Source organism: Pseudonocardia humida, assembly GCF_023898865.1.
Lineage (GTDB): Bacteria > Actinomycetota > Actinomycetes > Mycobacteriales > Pseudonocardiaceae > Pseudonocardia > Pseudonocardia humida.
The window spans coordinates 20497-40933 of the sequence record NZ_JAGSOV010000003.1 but is presented as its reverse complement, the minus strand read 5'-3'; the positions used below and the strand labels follow the sequence as shown (position 1 = coordinate 40933).

The 20437-nt window shown below is 74.7% G+C and carries 17 protein-coding genes; 6 read left to right on the top strand and 11 right to left on the bottom strand.

What is annotated here, in order from left to right; all coding sequences use genetic code 11:
- Window positions 1-51 precede the first annotated feature (51 nt).
- The 4 genes from KDL28_RS00635 to KDL28_RS00620 form a co-directional block, all read right to left on the bottom strand.
- A complete protein-coding gene (locus tag KDL28_RS00635; protein ID WP_252435141.1) occupies window positions 52-1068 on the bottom strand; it encodes a LacI family DNA-binding transcriptional regulator in 1017 nt (338 codons plus the stop codon).
- A 63-nt stretch (window positions 1069-1131) separates the two neighbouring features.
- On the bottom strand, window positions 1132-2058 hold the full coding sequence (locus KDL28_RS00630) for a pseudouridine synthase (protein WP_252435140.1): 927 nt from the start codon (window positions 2056-2058) through the stop codon (window positions 1132-1134).
- 104 nt (window positions 2059-2162) lie between these two features.
- The gene (locus KDL28_RS00625; protein ID WP_372496841.1) at window positions 2163-3065 is read right to left on the bottom strand and encodes a Sco1979 family transcriptional regulator; all 903 of its coding nucleotides are present in this window, start codon (window positions 3063-3065) and stop codon (window positions 2163-2165) included.
- 238 nt (window positions 3066-3303) lie between these two features.
- The gene (locus KDL28_RS00620; protein ID WP_372496840.1) at window positions 3304-3534 is read right to left on the bottom strand and encodes a DUF397 domain-containing protein; all 231 of its coding nucleotides are present in this window, start codon (window positions 3532-3534) and stop codon (window positions 3304-3306) included.
- A gap of 105 nt (window positions 3535-3639) precedes the next feature.
- Between KDL28_RS00620 and KDL28_RS00615 the strand changes: the two genes are divergently transcribed.
- Window positions 3640-3843 carry a hypothetical protein gene (locus KDL28_RS00615; RefSeq protein WP_214406347.1) on the top strand — a complete coding sequence of 68 codons (204 nt, stop codon included), beginning with the start codon at window positions 3640-3642 and terminating at the stop codon, window positions 3841-3843.
- A gap of 771 nt (window positions 3844-4614) precedes the next feature.
- Here the strand turns inward: KDL28_RS00615 and ggh are convergent.
- Both ggh and KDL28_RS00605 read right to left on the bottom strand, forming a co-directional pair.
- The gene (ggh, locus tag KDL28_RS00610) at window positions 4615-5958 is read right to left on the bottom strand and encodes a glucosylglycerate hydrolase (protein ID WP_252435138.1); all 1344 of its coding nucleotides are present in this window, start codon (window positions 5956-5958) and stop codon (window positions 4615-4617) included.
- Between the two features lie 110 nt (window positions 5959-6068).
- The gene (locus tag KDL28_RS00605) at window positions 6069-6986 is read right to left on the bottom strand and encodes an EamA family transporter (RefSeq protein ID WP_252435137.1); all 918 of its coding nucleotides are present in this window, start codon (window positions 6984-6986) and stop codon (window positions 6069-6071) included.
- A gap of 114 nt (window positions 6987-7100) precedes the next feature.
- Between KDL28_RS00605 and pdxR the strand changes: the two genes are divergently transcribed.
- From pdxR to yjfF, 5 genes are all read left to right on the top strand, one after another.
- Window positions 7101-8492: a MocR-like pyridoxine biosynthesis transcription factor PdxR gene (pdxR, locus tag KDL28_RS00600; protein ID WP_252435136.1), complete on the top strand. Its 1392-nt coding sequence runs from the start codon at window positions 7101-7103 to the stop codon at window positions 8490-8492.
- 152 nt (window positions 8493-8644) lie between these two features.
- The gene (locus KDL28_RS00595) at window positions 8645-9676 is read left to right on the top strand and encodes an ABC transporter substrate-binding protein (RefSeq protein WP_252435135.1); all 1032 of its coding nucleotides are present in this window, start codon (window positions 8645-8647) and stop codon (window positions 9674-9676) included.
- 52 nt (window positions 9677-9728) lie between these two features.
- Window positions 9729-11318 carry a sugar ABC transporter ATP-binding protein gene (locus tag KDL28_RS00590; RefSeq protein ID WP_252435134.1) on the top strand — a complete coding sequence of 530 codons (1590 nt, stop codon included), beginning with the start codon at window positions 9729-9731 and terminating at the stop codon, window positions 11316-11318.
- Window positions 11311-12411, top strand: coding sequence for an ABC transporter permease (locus KDL28_RS00585; RefSeq protein WP_252435133.1), 1101 nt, complete (start codon window positions 11311-11313; stop codon window positions 12409-12411). Before KDL28_RS00590 ends, KDL28_RS00585 begins: the two co-directional genes overlap by 8 nt.
- Complete coding sequence (gene yjfF, locus KDL28_RS00580; protein ID WP_372496838.1) at window positions 12408-13490, top strand: galactofuranose ABC transporter, permease protein YjfF; 1083 nt, start codon at window positions 12408-12410, stop codon at window positions 13488-13490. Before KDL28_RS00585 ends, yjfF begins: the two co-directional genes overlap by 4 nt.
- A 122-nt stretch (window positions 13491-13612) precedes the next feature.
- Here the strand turns inward: yjfF and KDL28_RS00575 are convergent, their stop codons facing one another.
- The 5 genes from KDL28_RS00575 to KDL28_RS00555 form a co-directional block, all read right to left on the bottom strand.
- Window positions 13613-15310, bottom strand: coding sequence for a substrate-binding domain-containing protein (locus KDL28_RS00575; RefSeq protein ID WP_252435132.1), 1698 nt, complete (start codon window positions 15308-15310; stop codon window positions 13613-13615).
- A 173-nt stretch (window positions 15311-15483) separates the two neighbouring features.
- On the bottom strand, window positions 15484-16233 hold the full coding sequence (locus tag KDL28_RS00570; RefSeq protein WP_252435131.1) for a TVP38/TMEM64 family protein: 750 nt from the start codon (window positions 16231-16233) through the stop codon (window positions 15484-15486).
- A gap of 213 nt (window positions 16234-16446) precedes the next feature.
- Entirely contained in the window at window positions 16447-18054 is a 1608-nt protein-coding gene (locus KDL28_RS00565; RefSeq protein WP_252435130.1) for an alpha-amylase family protein, read from the bottom strand.
- Window positions 18051-19022, bottom strand: a complete 972-nt coding sequence (locus KDL28_RS00560) for a TIGR03885 family FMN-dependent LLM class oxidoreductase (protein WP_252435129.1) — start codon at window positions 19020-19022, stop codon at window positions 18051-18053. The genes KDL28_RS00565 and KDL28_RS00560 overlap by 4 nt, the downstream gene beginning before the upstream one ends.
- A gap of 142 nt (window positions 19023-19164) precedes the next feature.
- Complete coding sequence (locus KDL28_RS00555; RefSeq protein ID WP_252435128.1) at window positions 19165-20364, bottom strand: GNAT family N-acetyltransferase; 1200 nt, start codon at window positions 20362-20364, stop codon at window positions 19165-19167.
- Window positions 20365-20437: the final 73 nt, after the last annotated feature.

Below are 20437 nucleotides of genomic sequence, written 5' to 3'. Positions count from 1 at the left end.
ACTAGCGCATTCATGCGAACGGCTCAGCGCCCCTGGTCGGAGTCAGGACCGTCAGGCCGAGTCGCGGATGATGAGCTCGGTGTCCATCACCAGCGGCGGCAGGGCCTCGTCCTGCTCGATGCCGTCGAGCAGGCGCTCGGCCAGCGCCGCGCCCATGGCCACGATCGGCTGGCGGACGGTGGTGATGGCCGGGCGCGCCTCGGCGGCCAGCGGCGAGTCGTCGAACCCGACGATCGCGATGTCCTCGGGCACCCGGCGCCCGGCGTCGCCCACGGCCTGCAGTGCGCCCAGCGCCATCAGGTCGTTGGCCACGAAGACGCCGTCGATGTCGGGGTCCGCGGCCATCAGCCGGTGCATCGCCGCCCGGCCGCCGATCATGCTGAAGTCGCCGTCCTCGGCGCCGTGGCCGGTCATCCCGCGCGCCTCGAGCTCGGCGAAGAACCCGTCGTGCCGGTCGATGGCCGCGATCATGTCCATCGGCCCGGTGATGGTGGCCAGCCGCCTGCGGCCGCGTTCGGCCAGCAGCTCGACCGCGGAACGGGCGCCGCCGAGGTTGTCGGCGTCCACGTAGGACAGGCCCTCGACCGGGGAGAACGGGCGCCCGGACAGCATCACCGGGATGCCGGCGCGCAGCAGCCTGCGCGGCATCGGGTCGTCGCCGTGCAGCGACACCATGATCACGCCGTCCAGGTGGCCGCCGCGGGCGAAGCGCTCGAAGCGGTCGCGCCCCTCGTCGCCGGCCAGCACGCTGAACACGAGCTGCACGTCGCGTTCGGCGAGGGCGGCGTGCGCCCCGCGCAGCACCAGCGAGAAGTACGGGTCGTCGAAGAAGCGGCCCTCGGACTCGGCGGCGACGATGGCGATCGAGTCGCTGCGCCGGGTCATCAGCGAGCGGGCGGCCCGGTTGGTGACGTAGGACAGCTCCGCGGCGGCCCGCAGCACGGCTTCGCGGGCGTGCTCGCCGACCGTCGTGGCGCCGGACAGCACCCGGCCCGCCGTCGCCCGGGACACGCCGGCCCGCTCGGCCACCGACTCGAGGGTCGGCGCCCGTCCCGTGGGTCGTGCCATGCGCACAGGATGGCAGCCCGTCACCCGGGCGTGTCGCGCGGCGCGCGTGATCGCCGCCGAGGATCACCCGGCGGCAGGCTCCCCGGCGCCGGCGGAGGCCGGCCACGACTCCAGGTCGAGGCGGGTCCGGAAGCGCCGCGGCCGGCCGGTCACCGGGTCGGTGAACTCCAGTGTGCTGGCCAGCAGCTGCAACGGCGCGGTGAAGTCGTCGAGCGGGCGCTCGTCGAGGTCGGGGTAGAAGTCGTCGCCGAGGATGGGCACGCCCAGCCCGCTCATGTGCAGCCGCAGCTGGTGGGTGCGCCCGGTGCGCGGGGTCAGCAGGTAGCGGCCCAGCCCGCCGCGCACCTCCAGCAGCTCGACCAGCGTCTCGGCGTTCGGCTCGCCGGGCACCTCGGTGGCGCGCACGATGCCGCGCTCCTTGACGATCCGCGAGCGGACCGTGCGCGGCAGCTCCAGGTCGGGGTCGTGGCGGGCCACGGCCTGGTAGGTCTTGTGGACCAGCCGGTCGCGGAAGAGCGTCTGGTAGGCGCCGCGCTCGTCCCTGGCCACGACGAACATCAGCAGGCCCGCGGTCATCCGGTCGAGCCGGTGCGCCGCGCTCAGCTCGGGCAGGCCCAGATCGCGCCGCAGCCGGACCAGCGCGGTCTCCAGGATGTGGCTCCCGCGCGGGATCGTGGCCAGGAAGTGCGGCTTGTCCACGACCACGAGGTGCTCGTCGCGGTGCACGACGCCGATCCCGAACGGCACCGGCACCTCCACCGGCAGGTCGCGGTGGAACCACAGGTAGGCGCCCGGCGCGTAGGGGGCGTCGGGGGCCAGCGGGCCCGCGGCGTCGACGATCAGCCGCTCGCGCAGCATCGCGTCGATCCGCTCCGGGGGCACCCGGGGCAGCCGCTCGACGAGGTGGTCGCGCATCGTCGCCCAGGCCCCGTCCACGGGCGTGCGCAGGCGCACGGCGTCGAGGCCGTGGCGCTGGGGGAGCGGGGACACCGGCGCACGGCTGCCCCGGCGCGCGGGACCGCGCCGGGCGGCGCGGCGGGACGTGCTCAGCGTGCTGACCGGGAGGTGGGACGGGTGCGGCGGAACCGCCCCCGTCACAGCTCCTTGCGGATCTTGTCGAGCAGCTCGGCGGTGCGCGCCGGCGGCTCGACCTGGGCCACCAGCCGGTCCATGACCAGCGCGTAGTGCTCGACGTCGGCGCGCTTGTCCAGGTACAGGGCGCTGGTCAGCTGCTCGAGGTAGACGATGTCGGGGAGGTCGGGCTGGGCGAAGCGCAGCAGCGTGAACGGCCCGCCCGCGGCGGGGTGGCCGCCGTAGCTCAGCGGCGCGATCTGCAGCGACACGTTCGGCTGCTCGTTGACCTCGAGCAGGTGGGTGAGCTGCTCGCGGGCCAGCTCGGTGCCGCCGATGGAGCGGCGCAGCGCGGCCTCGTCGATGACCGCCCAGAGGGTGGGGCCGTCGGGGGCGCTGAGCAGGTCCTGGCGGCGCATGCGCAGCTCGACCCGGCGCTCGATCTCCTCGGCGCGGGTGCAGGCGAGCTGGGTGACGGCGCGGGCGTACTCGCGGGTCTGCAGCAGGCCGGGGATGAACTGCAGCTCGTAGGTCCGGATGACCGCGGCGGCCTGCTCGAGGCCGAGGTAGGTCTCGAACCAGTTGGGCAGCAGGTCGGCGTAGCGGTGCCACCAGCCCGGCGCGTTGGCCTTGCGCACGAGGTCGAGGAACTCGGCGCGCTCGGCCTCGTCGGTGACCTTGTACAGGGTGAGCAGGTCGGCGACGTCGCGCTCCTTGAAGCTGACCCGCCCGAGCTCCAGCCGACTGATCTTGGCCGTGGACGCGCGGATGGCGTCGCCGGCCACCTCGCGGGTGATGCCGGCCAGCTCGCGTCGCCTGCGCAGCTCGGCGCCCAGGCCCATCCGCAGGACGGTGGGGCCCGACGACGCGCTGCTCTCGGCGTTGGGGCCGCCCGCGAGCGGCTCGTGGTTCCTCGCCACGTTCATCGCTGTAACCGCGCTCTCCCGAGATGGATCGATGCTCGAACCCCGTGCCCCGGCACGGCGCGCCGGATGCGCTGTGCAGTGGCTGCTTCACTCTGCCGGGTCCTCATGGCGGAAGCAAGTCGATGGTCAACCGCTGTCCGGTGAGAAGTCCGATGTCGCTGCGTGATCGCCTCGGCCATGTCGGTGAGCTGCGCAGTTCAGCGGCGTGGGTCCGATGTGGGCACCGCTGTGTCCATCATCATGTCAGTGACCCGTAACGCGGGTCGAGGTCGTCGAACTCGCCCGCCCGCACCCCCGCCAGGAAGGCGGCGATCTCGGCGCGGGAGTAGACCAGGACCGGCCCCTGCGGGCTGCGGGAGTTGCGCACGGCGACCCCCCCGCCCGGAAGTTCGGCCAGCTCGACGCAGTTGCCGGTGGGGTTGCTCGCCGTGCTCTTCCGCCACCGGACGTCGGACCGCTCTGTGTGCACGTGCAGATGCTCATGCATCCGAACTTGCGAATGCAAGGCCGAATCGCCACGATAGGACGACGGGTCGACTCCGTGAGGTCGGCGGTCGACGGATCGGAGAAGCGCATGACCGAGGGCGGGCGGCTGGCCGCGGAGCTGGCCCCGATGGTTGACGTGTGGCAGAAGCTGCTGGACCAGCACGTGCCGGATCGCACCGGCCGCTGCCGAACCTGCACGAAGGGCGGCACCGGGCTGCCGGGCGTGCGCTGGCCCTGCTCCCTGCACGGCATCGCCGACGCCGCCCGCCGCTCGCACAGCGGCGGCCACTGAGCCCCAGGACGTTCGAGCACGACATCCGGCCGGTCGGGCCGGCTCCGGTCCGGAGGGGGGCCGGGGCCGACCCGACCGGCCGGACCTGTTCACGGCCCCCGTGGCGTCGGTCGCGCCACCCGTTCGGTGAGGCCGCAAGACGGGGTCGAGCCCCGCCCGCTCGCGCCGCGATGATCACAGTTGCCCCCTGGAAGCGCTCTCTCCCGCCGAAGGCACTCATGCCGCCAGGTGGGACGAGAGCCGCTCTCGTTCGGTCGGGACGAGAGTCGCTCTCGCTCCGCCATATCGGACGGAAGTCGCTCTCGCTCCGCGCCGACGGGCCCGGCCCTCCGCCCCGGTCGAGCAAATGGCGGTCTCGCCCAACGAGGCTGGCCCAACGCGCCACTCGCTCGGCCCAGTGGGACGGGAGTCGCGTTCGCTCCGCCGGGCGAGAGCGCCGTTCGCTCAAGTCGGGCCGGACGAGAGCGACTTTCGTCCGGCTGGGCGGGACGAGAGCCGCTTTGTCCCGCCAGGCGGGACGAGAGTCACTATCGTTCGCGGCGGGTCGGCCGAAGAGCACAGCGGCGCCGTCGGGGCGAGCGCGACTGACGTCCGCCCAGCCGGGCGAGCGCGGCAGCCCCGCCGGACGAGAGTGGCTTTCGTCCCGCCCCGCCGGACGAGAGTGGCTCTCGTCCCACCAGGCCGAGCGAGAGTGACTCTCGTCCCACGCGCCGGGGCGAGAGGCACTCTCGCCCAACGTGGGGGGCGCCCGACAGTCGAGCAGGGTGCTCGTTAAGCCAGCCACTCCAGCGCCGCCGCCGCCGTCCACGACTGGTTCCGGCTGCCCAGCGCCTCGCCGGTGATGGGCTCGTAGTACTCGGCGAACGTCAGGTCGGCCAGCTGGTCGAGCGAGGCGTCGCGCAGCACCCAGCGCAGGTCCCATGCGCTGTCGCGGAGCGAGGCCCAGCCCAGCAGGAGGTTCAGGAAGGGCCAGACCGGGCCCCGCCAATAGGTGCGGCGGCGGAAGTCGGGGCTGACCGGGGAGGTCGAGGGGGGCAGCGGGAAGCGCAGGGCGGGGTGGCCCATCCACTGGTCGCCGAGCAGCAGGCTGCGCTGGCGGGTGAGCAGGCCGGGGTCGCCGCCGGCGACCAGGGGCGCGAAGCCGGCCACCGTGAGCGGGGCCACCCACTGGTCGGCCAGGACGTCCCAGTCGCGGGCGAGCCCGGTCGCGGGGTCGACGGTGGCCGCCACACCGGCGCGGAAGCGCCGGGCGACCGCGCGCTGCTCGGCGGCCTCGGCGTCGCGGCCCAGGTCGTCGCCGATGTCGGCGAGCACCTCGGCCGCGGCGGCCAGGATGGCGGAGACGAACACGTCGCGGACGCGGAAGTCGATGCTCTCGCGCACCCGGTCGTCCTCGAAGCCGACGGCGCGCATCTGGTCGACCAGCCACAGGTAGCGGCGGTACTCCTCGTCGGTGGGGCGCTGCGCGGCGTCCTCGACGTGGGTGGTGTCGCGGCGGGTGAACGGGGCCACGGGGCCCGGGACGACCCGCGAGTACGGGCCGTCCCAGCGCGGGGAGTTGTCGAACCCGGACTCCCAGCTGTGGTGGATCTCGACCAGCCCGACGCCGTCGGGGTCGCGGGCGCGGACCAGCCACCGGTGCCAGGCCAGCAGGGCGTCGAAGGTCTCCGCGGCGAAGACCTCGGCGGCCTCCTGGACGGCGCCGCCCTCCTCGCGGCCGCGGTCGAGGATGTGGCGCACGGCGATCGCGTGCACGGGCGGCTGGCAGATGCCGCTGGTGCGCCGGTCGGCGGGGCGGGCGGGGGCGTCGTCGGTGCCCCAGCGGTCGGGGCCGGGGAAGTAGTCGGCGGCGCCGGGGGAGAACACGATGTGCGGGATCATCCCGGTGCTCCACTGGGCGCCCAGCAGGCTGCGCAGCTCGGCGGCGGCGCGCGGCACGTCGATGCGGGAGAGCCCGATGGCGATGAAGGCCGAGTCCCAGCTCCACTGGTGCGGGTAGAGCCCGGGTGCGGCGACCGTGGCGGTGCCGAGGTCGTTGCGGCGGAGCACCTCGACCGCGGCGCGGCGCAGGACGGCGACGTCGAGCGCGGGGCCGTCCACGGTCGTGCGGGTCACGGTGGTCCCCCCGGGGCCGGTTGGCAGCGGTTCAGTGTAAGGCGTGGAGTATCGATTCCGTAGCCCGCGAAAAGGCGGGGAACGCCTCCGCCACCGACCGATGTGGACGATCAGCCGCGGGGGCGCGGCCGGCTGCGCAGCCCGAGCAGCGGGGCGAGCGCCACGACCGCCACCCCGGCCACCGCCGTCGGGCCGGGGGCCGGTCCGCCCAGCAGCAGGCCGCCGGCCGCCGCGGAGGCCGGGGCGAGCCCGGTGAGCAGCCCGGCCCGGGCCGAGCCGAGCGCGCCGACCGTGGAGTACCAGAGCACGAACGCCAGCGCGGTGACGACGACGGCGAGGTAGGCGGCGGCCAGGAGTTCGGGGGCGCCGAGCGCGAGGACGGCGGTGGGGCCCTCGGTGGTCAGGCCCAGCCCGGCCAGCGCCACGGCGGCGATCCAGCACGCGTGCATCGAGACGCCCCACGGGCCGAGCCTGCCCAGTACGGGCACGGCCAGCAGGGTGAACCCGACCTCGCAGGCCAGCGCCACCGCGGCCCAGGCCAGGCCGATGGAGTCGGTGCGCCCGCCGCCCTGGATCAGCGCCGCCCCCGCGGTGACCGCCCCGGCGGCCAGCAGGACGGCGGGGACCGGGCGGGCGCGGGCCAGCAGCGGGCCGACCAGCGCCAGCAGGACCGGCGCTCCGGCCACGGCGACGCCGAGCACGGCGGGTTCGGCGTGCTCGGCGCCGCGCACGAGGGCGACGTTGAACAGCACCAGCCCGCACGCGGCCACCGCAGCCAGCCACGCCCACTCGGCGCCGCGGGGGCGGGGCACGGCGCGGCCGGTGAGGCGGGCCAGCGCCAGCAGCAGCGCCGCCGCGACGGCGTAGCGCAGGGACTGCACGGTGAACAGCGGGGCGCGGGTGAGCAGCCCGGAGACCGCCACGCTGCCGCCGACGCACACCATGCCGACCGCTCCCGGGAGGCTGTCGCGCAGGAGCCGGGGCGCGGGGGCGGCGGACGTCGGCGGCGAGATGATCCTGGTGGGCACCACGCCATGCTCGGGCGCCTATGGTCCTCTCGATAGAGCCAAGAATGCCCGTGTCGATTGGTCCATCGGTCGTCCAGGCCATCATGGTGGGGCGTGGACGACGGGTGGAGGGGCATGACCGGCGGCACCGACTTCCTCCAGCTCGACCCGCGCGGCGTGCCGCGCGGAGGCCTCACGACCTGGCTGACCGACGCCCTGCGCTCGGCCGCCGCCGACGGCGGGCTGCGGGTGGGCGACCGGCTGCCCTCGTCCCGGTTGCTGGCCGCCGACCTGGGCGTCTCCCGCGGGGTCGTGGTGGCCGCCTACCAGCGGCTGGTCGACGAGGGGGTGGCGGTCGCCGACGGCGCCCGCGGCACCGTCGTGGCGGTCTCGCCGCACCGCTCCCGCCCGCCCGCGCCCCCCGCCGCGCCCGCCGGCCCCGACTTCGACCTCTCGCCCGGCGTGCCCGACCTGTCCGCCTTCCCCCGGGCCGCCTGGTTGCGCGCCGAACGCGCGGTGCTGGGCTCGGCCGGTCCCGCCGACCTCGGCTACGGCGACCCGCAGGGCAACCCCGTGCTGCGCGCGGCGCTGGCCCGGTGGCTACGCCGCGTGCGGGGCGTGCGCGCCGAGGCCGAGGACATCGTCGTGGTGGCCGGGGTCGCGCAGGCGATCGCGCTGGTGGCGCAGGTCCTGCGCAACCGGGGCGCCGACTCGCTCGCCGTGGAGGACCCGGGCTCGCGCGGCGCGCACGACGAGCTCGCGCACTGGGGCCTGACGCCGGTGCCGGTGCCGGTCGACGACGAGGGCCTGGACGTGGCCGCGCTGGCGCGCACGGGTGAGTCGGTGGTGCTGGTGACCCCGGCCCACCACTTCCCGACCGGCGTCGTGCTCGGCCCGGGCAGGCGCCGCGAGCTGCTCGCCCCGAGCACCGGCATCGAGCTGGTCCTGGAGGACGACTACGACGCCGAGCACCGCTACGACCGGGCCCCCGTGCCCGCGCTGCAGGCGATGGCGCCCGACCGGGTCGTGCACACCGGCAGCGTGTCCAAGACGCTCGCCCCGGCGATGCGGCTGGGCTGGATGATCGTGCCGCCCCGGCTGCGGGCCGAGGTGGTGACCCAGAAGTACATGTCCGACCTGGGCAACGCCGCGCTGCCGCAGCTGGTGCTGGCCGAGCTGATGGCCTCCGGCGAGCTGGAGCGGCACCTGCGCCGGGTGCGCGCGCGCCAGCGCCGCCGCCGCGACGCGATGCTGGGCGCGCTGGGCGAGCACCTGCCCGGCGCCACCGTGCACGGCATCGCCGCCGGGCTGCACCTGCTGGTCACCTTCCCCGAGCACCCCGGCGCCGCGCGCCTCGACGACGTGGCGCTGGCCGAGCGGGCCCGCGCGGCGGGCGTCGTGGTGCACCCGCTGTCGCGCCACCGGCAGCGGGAGGGGCCCGCCGGGCTGGTGCTGGGCTACGCCGCGCACCCGCCGGACCGCATCCGCGCGGCGATCGCGCTGCTGGGGCGCAGCCTGCCCGGCTGAGAGGGCGCAGCCCCCGGCCGGCTGCTCTCGTATAACGACGGCATCGCGGTCGGCGCAAGGCCTTGACGGCGCGGATTGTTAGCGCTCACAATCCGCCGGACCGTGTGACCCGTCACACCTCTCTGCCCGACGACGAGCACCAGGAGGCGCGCGTGCGCTGGACAACCGAGTCCGCCCCGAGGTCCACCATCCGCAGGCCGGTCGCCCGGCTGGCCGCAGCCGCCGCGCTCGCGCTGGCCGTCACCGCGTGCGGCGGTGGCGGAGGCGGCGGCGACGCCCCCGCCGACGCCGCCGCGGGCGGCGAGGACACGATCGTGATGGGGTTCTCCCAGGTCGGCGCGGAGAGCGGCTGGCGGACGGCGAACACCAAGTCGGTCAACGACGCGGCCGCCGAGGCCGGTATCGAGCTGAAGTTCTCCGACGCCCAGCAGAAGCAGGAGAACCAGATCAAGGCGATCCGCTCGTTCATCCAGCAGCGGGTCGACGTCATCGCGTTCAGCCCGGTCGTGGAGTCCGGGTGGGACACCGTGCTGATGGAGGCCAAGCGGGCCAACATCCCGGTCATCCTGACCGACCGCGCGGTCGACTCGGCCGACACCAGCCTCTACGCGACCTTCCTCGGCTCGGACTTCGTCGAGGAGGGCAAGAAGGCCGGCCAGTGGCTGCTGGAGCAGCCCGAGAGCAGCGCCGGACCGGTCAACATCGTCGAGCTGCAGGGCACCACCGGTTCGGCGCCGGCCATCGACCGGCAGGAGGGCTTCGCCGAGGTGATCGCGGGCAACCCGAACCTGAAGGTCATCGCCTCGCAGACCGGCGACTTCACCCGCTCGGGCGGCAAGCAGGTCATGGAGGCGTTCCTCAAGGCGCACCCGGACATCGACGTGCTCTACGCGCACAACGACGACATGGGCCTGGGTGCGATCGAGGCGATCGAGGCGGCCGGCAAGGTGCCCGGCCAGGACATCAAGATCATCACGGTGGACGCGGTCAAGGACGGCATGCAGGCCCTGGCCGACGGCAAGATCAACTTCATCGTGGAGTGCAACCCGCTGCTCGGCGGGCAGCTGATGGACCTGGCCAAGAAGGTGGTGGCCGGCGAGCAGATCCCGCCGCGGGTGGTCACCGAGGAGACCACCTTCGACCAGGCCGCGGCCAAGGAGGCGCTGCCGACCAGGCAGTACTGACCGCCCGGCGGGAACCGACGGGACCGACTGCACCGACGAGCGGGAAGCACCGATGACTGCAGTACCGCAACCGGGTCCGGACGCCGCGCCGCTGCTGGAGATGACCGGCATCAGCGTGGCGTTCGGGCCCGTGCGCGCCCTCGACGGCGTCGACTTCCGGCTGCACGCCGGCGAGGTGCACGCGCTGATGGGCGAGAACGGCGCCGGCAAGTCCACCCTGATCAAGGCGCTGACCGGGGTCTACCCGGTCGACGCGGGCCGGGTGGTGCTCGACGGCGCCGAGGTCGCGTTCGCCGGGCCCGCGCAGGCCCAGGCGGCCGGGATCAGCACCGTCTACCAGGAGGTCAACCTCTGCCCGAACCTGTCCGTGGCGGAGAACCTCCTGCTCGGACGGGAGCCGCGGCGATGGGGGCGGATCGACGGACGGGGGGTGCGCAGGCGGGCCCGCGAGGTGCTGGCCCGCCTGCACCTGGACGTCGACCCGGCCTCGCCGCTGGACAGCCACTCCATCGCGGTCCAGCAGCTGGTCTCGATCGGCCGGGCGGTCCAGGTCGACTGCAAGGTGCTGATCCTGGACGAGCCCACCTCCAGCCTGGACGCCGACGAGGTCGCCGAGCTGTTCCGGGTGATCTCCCGACTGCGCGCCGACGGGGTGGCGATCCTGTTCGTCACGCACTTCCTCGACCAGGTCTACGCCATCTCCGACCGGACGACGGTGCTGCGCAACGGCCGGCTGGTGGGGGAGTACCGCACGGCGGAGCTGCCCCGGTTGCAGCTGGTCTCGGCCATGGTGGGGCGCGAGCTGGAGACCCTCGAGCAGCTCGAGCGGGTGCCGGCCGAGCCCGCGTCGCAGGCGGTGGCGCCGGTGCTGGCGGCCTCGGGGGTGAGCCGGCGGGGTGCGATCGAGCCGGTCGACCTCGTGGTGCGCCCCGGTGAGGTCGTCGGGCTGGCCGGGCTGCTCGGCTCCGGGCGCACCGAGCTGGCCCGGCTGCTGTTCGGCGCCGACCGCGCCGACACCGGCGAGATCACCGTCGACGGGACCGTCCTGCCGATGCGCACCCCGCGCGACGCGATCTCCGCGGGCGTGGCCTTCACATCGGAGAACCGCGGCGCCGAGGGCGTCGTCGGCGACCTGACGGTGCGCGACAACATCGTGCTGGCCATGCAGGCGGCGCGGGGTCTGCGCCGGATCCCGCGCCGCGCGCAGGACGAGGCGGCGGCCCGCTGGATCGAGGTGCTGGACATCCGTCCGCCCGACCCGGACGCCCTGCTGCGCAACCTGTCCGGGGGCAACCAGCAGAAGGTGCTGCTCGCGCGGTGGTTGGCCACCGGGCCGCGACTGCTCATCCTGGACGAGCCCACCCGCGGCATCGACGTCGGCGCCAAGGCCCAGATCCAGGCCCTGGTCGCCGACCTGGCCCGGGAGGGCATGGGGGTGGTGTACATCTCCGCCGAGCTGGAGGAGGTGGTCCGGTTGGCCGACCGGGTGCTGGTGCTGCGCGACCGCCGCCCGGTCGCGGAGCTGGCCGGCGAGGACGTGGAGGTGGATCGGGTGATGGAGCTGATCGCGACCGGTCACGGGGAGCCCGATGCCGAGCGCCGCGGCGGGGCCGACTGGGAGTACGGGCGGTCCGATGCGTGAGCTGTGGCGCAAGCCGTTCTGGCCGCTGGTCGTCCTGCTGCTGCTGAACCTGGTGCTCGCGCCGGGGTTCTTCGCGGTGCGCCTGCAGGACGGGCGCCTCTACGGCAGCCTGGTCGACATCCTGCACAACGGCGCCCCGGTGGCGCTGATGGCGCTGGGCATGACGCTGGTCATCGCCACCCGCGGCATCGACCTGTCGGTGGGCGCGATCGTGGCCATCTGCGGTGCGGTCACCTGCGCCTGGATCGCCGCGAGCCCCGACCCGACCTCCCCGGGCGCCGCGATCGGCGGGATCGGCGTCGCGCTCGGCCTGGCCGTCGCGCTCGGCGCCTGGAACGGGTTCCTGGTCTCGGTGCTGGGCATCCAGCCGATCATCGCCACGCTGGTGCTGATGACCGCCGGGCGCGGGCTGGCCCAGCTGGTCACCGACGGTCAGATCATCACCGTGAACAACCCGCTCTTCTCCGCCATCGCCGGCGGCGAGCTGCTCGCGGTGCCGCTCACCGTGATCGTGGCCGCGGCGGTGTACGCGCTGGTCGCGCTGGCCACCCGGCGCACCGCCCTCGGCACGCTGGTCGAGGCGGTCGGCATCAACCCGGCGGCCAGCCGGCTGGCCGGCGTGCGCGCCCGCACGCTGATCTGGACCGTCTACGTCTTCTCCGCCCTCTGCGCAGGCGTCGCCGGACTGATGATCAGCTCGAACGTCAACGCCGCGGACGCCAACAACGCCGGGCTCTGGCTGGAGCTCGACGCGATCCTGGCCGTGGTCATCGGCGGGACGTCCCTGGCCGGCGGCCGGTTCTCGATCACCGGGACGCTGTTCGGGGCGCTGACCATCCAGACCCTGACCACGACGATCCTCTCGCTGGGCATCCCGCCGGAGGTCTCGCTGGTGTTCAAGGCGGTCGTGGTGATCGTGGTCTGCCTGCTGCAGTCGCCCAAGGCCCGCGCCCTGCTCGGCCGGCGCCGCAGGCGCCGGGGCGCGGCCGGTGGCGCACCGCCCGCCGACCCGCCGCCCGGCCCCCCGACCCCCGACCCCGACCGGGCCGACGGGGCCGCGACCCCGATCCCCGCGCAGAGGAGCACGCCGTGACGACCGCGCCCCCGCCCGTCGTGGGCCCGTCGCCCGTCGCCGCCGGGGGGCGCGCCGGGCGCGTCCCGGCCCGATTCGTCCCGGTGCTGGTGACGTTCGGGCTGTTCGTGGCCCTGTTCGCGGTCGGCGGCCTGCGCTACGAGGCCTTCGCCTCCGGGCAGGTGCTGCTCAACCTGCTGATCGACAACGCCTTCCTGGTGGTGCTCGCGGTCGGCATGACCTTCGTGATCCTCACCGGCGGGATCGACCTGTCGGTCGGGTCGGTGGTCGCGCTCTCGACGATGGTCACCGCGGCCATGCTGCGCGCGGGCTGGTCGGCCCCGGTCGTGATCGTCGCGGTGCTGGCCGGCGGCGCGCTGTTCGGGCTGGCCATGGGCGCGGTCATCCACTACCTGGAGATCCAGCCGTTCATCGTGACGCTGGCCGGGCTGTTCCTGGCCCGCGGACTGTGCTACCTGATCGACCTCAGCTCGATCCCGATCACCGACCCCCTGTTCCGCGACCTGTCGCAGACCGCGATCCCGCTGGGTGAGGACATGTTCCTCACCCCGAGCGTGCTCGTCGCGCTGGCCGCGGTCGCGGTCGGCGCCTACGTGCTGCACCTGACCCGGTTCGGGCGCACGGTCTACGCCGTGGGCGGCAACCAGCAGTCCGCGCTGCTGATGGGCCTGGGCGTGGGGCGCGCGCGGGTGGGCGTCTACGTCATCAGCGGGTTCTGCTCGGCGCTGGGCGGGCTGCTGTTCAGCGTCTACCTGCTCTCGGGCTACAGCCTCAACGCCGTCGGCATGGAGCTCGACGCGATCGCGGCCGTGGTCATCGGCGGGACGCTGCTCACCGGCGGCTCGGGCTACGTGCTCGGCTCGCTGCTGGGCGTGCTGGTGCTGGGCACCGTGCAGACGATCATCTCCTTCGAGGGCACCCTCAGCACCTGGTGGGTCAAGATCGTCATCGGCCTGCTGCTGCTCGCCTTCGTGGTGCTGCAGCGGATCCTCGCCGTCGGCCCCCGCCGACGACGGGCGCCCGCCCCGGCCCCGTCGGCGCCCGCCGGCCGAACCGACCCGCCCCAGGGCGACGGGTGAGCGGGCGACGCCGTCGCCGGCGCGTCCGCCCGGCCCGCCCGCCCCGTTCCGGGCGGCGCGCGCCGCGCCGCCCGCGCTGCACCCGCGCCCCGCGCTGACGCCGTCGGCCCGCCCGGCCCGCGTCAGCAGCCGGGGCGGCACACCCGCTGGGACAGCGCGTCGAGGAACACCGTGCGGATGTCCTGCGGGTTCTCCGCGGCGTAGGCGCGGCCCCCGGTCGCCTCGGCGAGCTGGCGCAGGGCGTCCTGGTCCGAGTCGGGGCCGATGCCGATGGCGATCAGCGCGACCGGGCGGGTGGGGTCGGCTTCGGCGCGCAGGGTCTGCACGGCCAGCGGCAGGTCGATGCCGCCCTCGATCTCGTTGCGCCCGTCGGTGATCAGCACGACGGCGTTGGACCGGCCCGGTTCGTAGCCCGAGCGGACCTCCCGGACCGCCGCGATCGCGGTGTCGTAGAGGGCGGTCTTCCCGCCGAGCCGGTCGCGCAGGGTGGCGGCCTGGGTGGCCAGCGCGGCCCGCCGCGACGGCGCGGAGCCGACCGGCTCGGTGAGCCTGCCCAGGGGCACCAGCTCCTCCCATGGCCGCTCGCCGTCCGGCCCGGAGGAGAACGCCCACAGCCCGATCGAGGAGCTGTCCGGGAACAGCGACAGCCCGCCCTGCGCGGCCGAGGAGGCCAGGCCGATGCGGTCGGTCGGGCCCTCCTGGGCGGCCATCGAGCCGGAGGTGTCGATGACGGCCAGCACGCGGCTCTGCAGGGTCAGCGCGCTCCACAGGCGCAACGTCTCCACCGCGGCCGCGGTGTCGGGCACGGCCCCCGTCGTGACCTCGACGGGCAGCATGCCCGCGGCGGCCCGGGTGGCGCGGGAGCCGTCCGGGGCGCGCAGGCCGGAGTCGGCGAAGGCCTGGTGGGCTGCCGGGGAGCGCAGCCGCTCGTCGAGCCGGTCGACGGCCTCGCGCACCCGGGCGGCCCGGGCCTCGGAGTCCGGACCGACGTCCTGCGGGCGGATCCGGACCAGCGGGTAGTCGAGGACGGCGGTGCCGTCGGCGAGCGCGACCGCGGCGGCGGGGGCCGGGGCGGCGCCCGCCGGAGTGGTGGTGCTGCCCTCGCTCGCGGCGTTGTGCCGGACGACGGCCTGCTCGGAGGCCAGGAAGGCGCGCGCGGCGGCGCCCTCCGTGGCGATCGCCTGGAAGGCCTCCTCGGCCGAGGCGGGCGAGCCCTCGGCCAGCACCAGCACCGCGGCGACGAACGCCGCCTTGGGGCGGCCGTCGTCGTCGCCGATGGCGGTGCGCAGCGCGGTGAGCGCGGCCAGCCCGCCGGGCTCCTGCACCGGGTCGGGGAGGGTGGGCGGCTTCTCGCTGGTCAGCAGCGTGTTCCAGGCGATCGGCTGGGACGGGTCGCCGTAACGGGCGGCGTCTGCGGCGGGCAGCGCCAGGACCACGGGCGAGTACGCCAGCGGCGCTCCGCGCTCGACCAGGGACTCGCCGCTCTCGTCGAGCGGGTCGAGGGTGAGGGAGGACTCCGGGATCCACACGTCGGGCAACCCCGGCGAGCCGGAGCGGATCTCGCTGGCCAGCCCGGGGTCGGCGGCGACGATGTCGTAGCGGGCGCAGGTGTCGACGGCGTCCGGATCGGCGGCGAGCAACCGGCTCACCGGCTCCAGGATCGACGGGTCGGCGGCCACCACGACGGGCACGGGCTCGCAGGTCGGCGCGCTCATGGTGCGGTAGACGACCACCCCCGCGGCCGCCGCCACGGCCACCACCACGCCGAGCACGACCAGCGGCCAGCGGCGTCGCCGCGACAGCTTCCGGTGCTGCCCCATCGCGCCCTCCGTCCCCCGGTCGATCCGCGTCGGGTACGGCCTGGATCGTGACGCGGAGCAGCTCGTCGCAGGGGAGCTGAAGCGCTACTCCGCGTGTCAGGGACCCGTCGGCGCGAGCGTACTCCCTGCCTGCATCGATCGGGTGAGGGCCGGGGCGGGAACCCCGAGGATGATCACTCTCGGTGGTCGGCGATGTGCGCGGTCCCGGGCGCGCTGTCGACAGCGGCCTCGACAGCGGCGGGCTGGATGATCGCGGTGGCGCCCGCCGGTCGGCCGGGCCGGTCGACCCGGGCCGCGATCACCAGACCGCGCCGGGCGGCCAGCGCGGCGCCGCCGACGAGCACGCCGAGCGCCCCGAGGGAGACCAGGAAGGGCAGCGAGCCGGGGGAGGTGCCGAAGGCACCGACCGCGACGAAGGTGACCGTGCCCGGCAGCAGCCCGAACGCGGAGCCGAGGACGTAGTCGCGCACGCGCACGCCGCTCAGGCCGCAGGCGGCGTTGACGATCGCGAAGGGGGCCATCGGGACCAGCCGGATGCCGATCACCGCCAGCACCCCGCGCCGGCGCAGCGCGGCGTCCAGGCGCTCCAGCCGGTCGCCGGCCAGCCCCTGCACGGTCGACCGGCCCAGCAGCCTGGCCATCGTGAAGTTGACCAGGGCGCTGGTCAGCGAGGCGGTCAGGGCGACGGGGACGCCGCCCGGCCAGCCGAAGAGCACCCCGGAGCCGACGGTCAGCATCGTGGCCGGGCCGGGCGTCAGGGAGGCCAGGGCGGCGATCGCGGCGTAGAGGACCGGGCCCGCCCACCCGGCGGACCGCACCCAGGCCTGGATCTCCGACAGCGGCGGGACGCCGACGGTCAGCGCGAGCACGGCGCCGGCCACGACCAGCACCACCAGCAACGCGGGCCGAGCCCAACGTGCCATCGGCTGCCTCCCCGACGTCGGCTCCCCGATCGAGACCCCGACGTCCGGATTATCACCGACGCGCGGCGTCCTGAAACCCCTTCGGCCCAACTCGCCGTGACACCGAGCGACGGCGGGGCCGACTCACGCCCCAGGAACCTCACGATCGCGGCGGTGGACTCCGGCCGGCCCACCGCCCCCAGGTGGTCGTCGGGCGCCGCGCCCGGGAGTGCGTCAGCCCGCGCCGCCCTCCGGTCCCGAGCCCGCCCGCAGCCAGCGGCAGCCGTGCCCGCCGAGCTCCACGGCGATGCGGCCCTCGTCGTCGACGGGGACCGGGTCGGCGCGCGGGTCGAGCACGTCGTGCAACTCGCGGCCGGCCAGCCCGGTGAGCAGCAGCTCCGCGGTCGCCTTCTGGTCGGCCAGGTTGTGCAGCGCGATCAGCGAGGCGTCGTCGGCGTCGCAGCGGTGCGCCAGCACCGAGCGGGCCTTCGGGCCGGGGTCGAGGACCTCGTAGCCGCCCCAGGCCAGCTCGGGGCAGTCGCGGTAGCGGTCGATCAGCAGCCGGAACCAGGCCAGCAGGGAGTCGGGCTCGGCGCGCTGGCGCCGCACGGCGGCCCAGTCCATGTCCGAGCGCACCGCGAACCGGCCCGGCAGCTCCAGGTTCTCGACCATTCCGACTTCCTCGCCGTAGAACATCACCGGCGTGCCGGGCAGCGAGAACAGCAGGCTGTAGACCATCCGGATGTGCTGCTCGTCCCCGTTGAGCATGCCGGGCAGGCGCCTGCGCAGCCCGCGGCCGTAGAGCTGCATGTCCTCGTCGGGCCCGAAGGCGTCGAAGACCTCCTTGCGCTGCGACTCGGTCAGCTTGTCCAGGGTCAGCTCGTCGTGGTTGCGCACGAACGTGGCCCAGTGCCCGTCGGCGGGCGGAGCCGGCCGCTGGCGCAGCGCCTCGGCCAGCGGCTCGGCGTCGCCGCGGGCCAGCGCCAGGTACATCTGCTGCATCCCGACGAAGTCGAAGCACATCGTGAGCTCGCTGGGGGTGTTGCCGCCGTCGACCCCGCCGAAGAACGGCATGAGGTCGGGGTAGGGCAGGTTGACCTCGCCGAGCAGCACCGCCTCGCCGTTGCGCCGGGTCATGAACGAGCGCAGGTCGGCCAGGTAGTCGTGCGGGTCGGGCAGCGAGTCCTTGTCGTCCTGGCCCGAGGTCTCCAGCAGGAACGGCACCGCGTCCACCCGGAACCCGGACAGCCCCAGCTCCATCCAGAACCCGATGATCCGGGCGATCTCGTCGCGGACCTCGGGGTTGGCCACGTTCAGGTCGGGCTGGTGCTTGTAGAACCGGTGCAGGTAGTACTGCTTGGTCTTCTTGTCGTACTCCCACAGGGAGGTCTCCTGGTCGGGGAAGACCACCCCCTGCGGGCCGTCGGTGGGGGGCTCGTCCTGCCAGACGTACCAGTCGCGCCTGGGGGACTCGCGGCTGCTGCGCGACTCCTTGAACCACGGGTGCTCGGCGGAGGTGTGGTTGACCACCAGGTCGGCGATCACCCGCATGCCCCGGTCGCGGGCGGTGCGGATCAGCTCGACCATGTCGCCGTGGGTGCCCAGCCGCGGGTCGACGCCGTAGAAGTCGGTGATGTCGTAGCCGTCGTCGCGGTCCGGGGTGGGGTAGAAGGGCATCAGCCACAGGCAGGTGACGCCCAGCCGGTGCAGGTGGTCGATGTGCTGGATCAGCCCGCGGATGTCACCGCGGTCCGAGCCGGTCGAGCTGGCGAAGGTCTCGATGTCCAGGCAGTAGAAGACCGCGTTCTTCCACCACAGGTCGGCGGTGCGGGTCAGCTTCACGCGGGCACCTTCTCGCGGAGCTGCGGGAGCACCGAGTTGCCGAAGGCGTCGAGGAACTCGTCCTGCTCGACCCCGACGTGGTGCAGGGCGATCTCGTCGAAGCCCAGCTCGGCGTACTCGGCGAGGGTGGCGGCGTGCTGACCGAGGTCGCTGGAGATGTGCACGCTCTGGGCCACCGTCGACAGCGGCACGTCCTGGGACGCCGCGTCGAAGGTCTCGGCGCTGTCGATGTCCCAGCAGGCAGGCGGCGGGAAGACGTTGCTGCGCCACTGGTGGTGCGCCAGCTGCTCGGCGCGCTCCTGCTCGGGGGCCCAGCTCAGGTGCGCCTGCAGGTGCAGCTCACCGCGCCCGCCCGCGTCGCGGTAGGCGTCGATCATCTTGCGCAGGTGCTCGACCGGCGCGTTGACGGTGATCAGGCCGTCGGCCCACTCGGCGCACCAGCGCGCGGTCTCCACGCTGACCGCCGCGCCGACCAGCGGCGGCGGCTCCGGCGGGCGGGTCCACACGCGGGCCCGGTCGACGGTCACCAGCCCGTCGTGGCTGACCTCCTCGCCGCGCAGCAGGGCGCGGATGATGTCGACGCACTCGCGCAGGCGGGCGTTGCGGACCTCCTTGCGCGGCCAGGGCGCCCCGGTGATGTGCTCGTTGCTGGCCTCGCCGCTGCCCAGCGCGGCCCAGAAGCGGCCCGGGTAGAGCACCCCGAGGGTGCCGATGGCCTGCGCGATGATCGCCGGGTGGTAGCGCTGGCCGGGCGCGTTGACCACGCCGAAGGGCAGCGAGGTGGCCTGCATCGCGGCGCCGAGCCAGGTCCACGCGAACCCCGACTGGCCCTGGCGCTCGCTCCAGGGCGAGAAGTGGTCCGACGACATGGCGCCGTCGAACCCGACCTGCTCGGCCTTCCGGGCCGCGGCCAGCAGGGTGTCGGGTGGAACCTGTTCGTGGGAGGCGTGCCAGGCGAAGCGGGTCATGCCCGGCTTCTACCCGTTCGCCCGGGTCGGCCAACCACGAACCCGCGCGGGCCGGACCAGGGCCGCGCCGCTGCTGCCGCCTCCGGGTCGGCGCCGGGCCGCCCTGGCCGTGCGCTCGTGGTCCTCGGACCGATCTCGGCGATCAGAACTCGGTGCCGTGCACCGGGAGCCGGTCGGTCAGGAAGGCGAGGTCGATCCGGTGCAGCAGCGCCGGGTCGTCGGCGGTGAGCAGCCCGGCCCCGGCCAGCGGCCGGGTGCGCTGCCCGCCCAGCACCAGCGGGCCCAGCGCGGTCGCGTCGACGCGCACGTCGGCGGGGGCCGTCGTCGGCTCGCAGGTGGCGCCGTCGGGCCCGCCGCGCAACCGGAACCGCCCGCCCCGGTCGAGGAACGGGTCGCCCACGTCGAGCACGGCGTCGATCTCGATGCCGTAGCGGCGCGCCGACAGCAGGGCGGGCACGTCCAGCGCCCGGGTCCACATGCCGTCGTGGAGGCCCGTGGTGCGGACCTGGCGCGGGTCTGTCAGCAGCAGCGGCAGCGGGTCGTCGAGGGCCAGGGCGCGGCAGCGGACCGTCTCGACGAGGTCCATCGCCAGCAGGGCGCGCCACAGCTCGCGGTGGGCCTGCGCCGTGGTGGCCACCACCTCGGTGACCACGGCGGCCCGCTCGGAGTGCAGCCGGCGGTAGGAGGCGTAGCCGTCGGGGTGGACCAGGTGGAACAGCGCCGTGGCCCCGCCCCGGCGGTGCTCGTGGTCGGCGAGCTGCGGCGTCCACTGGGCCGGCCCGCGGTGCACCGCGCCGGGCACACCCGCCGCCCACCTGCGGTGCAGCTCCGGGGCGAGCTCGCGGACCTCCTCGGTGCCGGCCTGGCGGACCCCGCCGGTGTCGGGCAGGTCGGCGCGCAGCACCGCGCGCCTGCGGTCGATCTCCACCGAGCGGTTCGCGGTGGTCGGGCCGTAGCCGAACCGGCCGTAGATCGCGCCCTCGCTGGCGGTGAGCCCGCACAGCGCATGGCCCTGCTCGACGAACTCGCGGTGCTGCTCGGTGAGCAGGGCGCGCAGCACGCCGCGGCGGCGGTGGGTCAGGGCCACCGACACCCAGGTGACGCCGGGCATCGGCAGCACGGCTCCACCGGGCACCGTGACGTGGAGGTCGAACGCCCCCGTGACGCCGACGATCGCGTCGTCGGTGTCGACGGCCAGCCAGAACCGGTCCGGGTCCAGCACCGACTCGATCTCCTGCAGGTCGGAGTCGGTGTAGTGGACGCCGAAGGCACGACCGTCCGCCTCGGCCATGGCGGCGAGGTCCTTGCTGGTGGCCCGGCGCAGGGCGAACGACGTCGTCACGCGGGGAGTGTCCCCGCGGTGGTGGTGGGACGTCGACCGAGTTAGGCCCGTTGCTTCGTGGTCTGCGGCCCCG

Bases quoted from the DNA above. Each gene is read 5' to 3' on its own strand.
- KDL28_RS00590 (WP_252435134.1), top strand. From the start codon at position 9,729: ATGACTGCAGTACCGCAACCGGGTCCGGACGCCGCGCCGCTGCTGGAG.
- KDL28_RS00585 (WP_252435133.1), top strand. From the start codon at position 11,311: ATGCGTGAGCTGTGGCGCAAGCCGTTCTGGCCGCTGGTCGTCCTGCTG.
- KDL28_RS00615 (WP_214406347.1), top strand. From the start codon at position 3,640: ATGACCGAGGGCGGGCGGCTGGCCGCGGAGCTGGCCCCGATGGTTGAC.
- KDL28_RS00635 (WP_252435141.1), bottom strand. From the start codon at position 1,068: ATGGCACGACCCACGGGACGGGCGCCGACCCTCGAGTCGGTGGCCGAG.
- KDL28_RS00570 (WP_252435131.1), bottom strand. From the start codon at position 16,233: ATGGCACGTTGGGCTCGGCCCGCGTTGCTGGTGGTGCTGGTCGTGGCC.
- KDL28_RS00625 (WP_372496841.1), bottom strand. From the start codon at position 3,065: ATGAACGTGGCGAGGAACCACGAGCCGCTCGCGGGCGGCCCCAACGCC.
- pdxR (WP_252435136.1), top strand. From the start codon at position 7,101: ATGACCGGCGGCACCGACTTCCTCCAGCTCGACCCGCGCGGCGTGCCG.
- KDL28_RS00560 (WP_252435129.1), bottom strand. From the start codon at position 19,022: ATGACCCGCTTCGCCTGGCACGCCTCCCACGAACAGGTTCCACCCGAC.
- KDL28_RS00575 (WP_252435132.1), bottom strand. From the start codon at position 15,310: ATGGGGCAGCACCGGAAGCTGTCGCGGCGACGCCGCTGGCCGCTGGTC.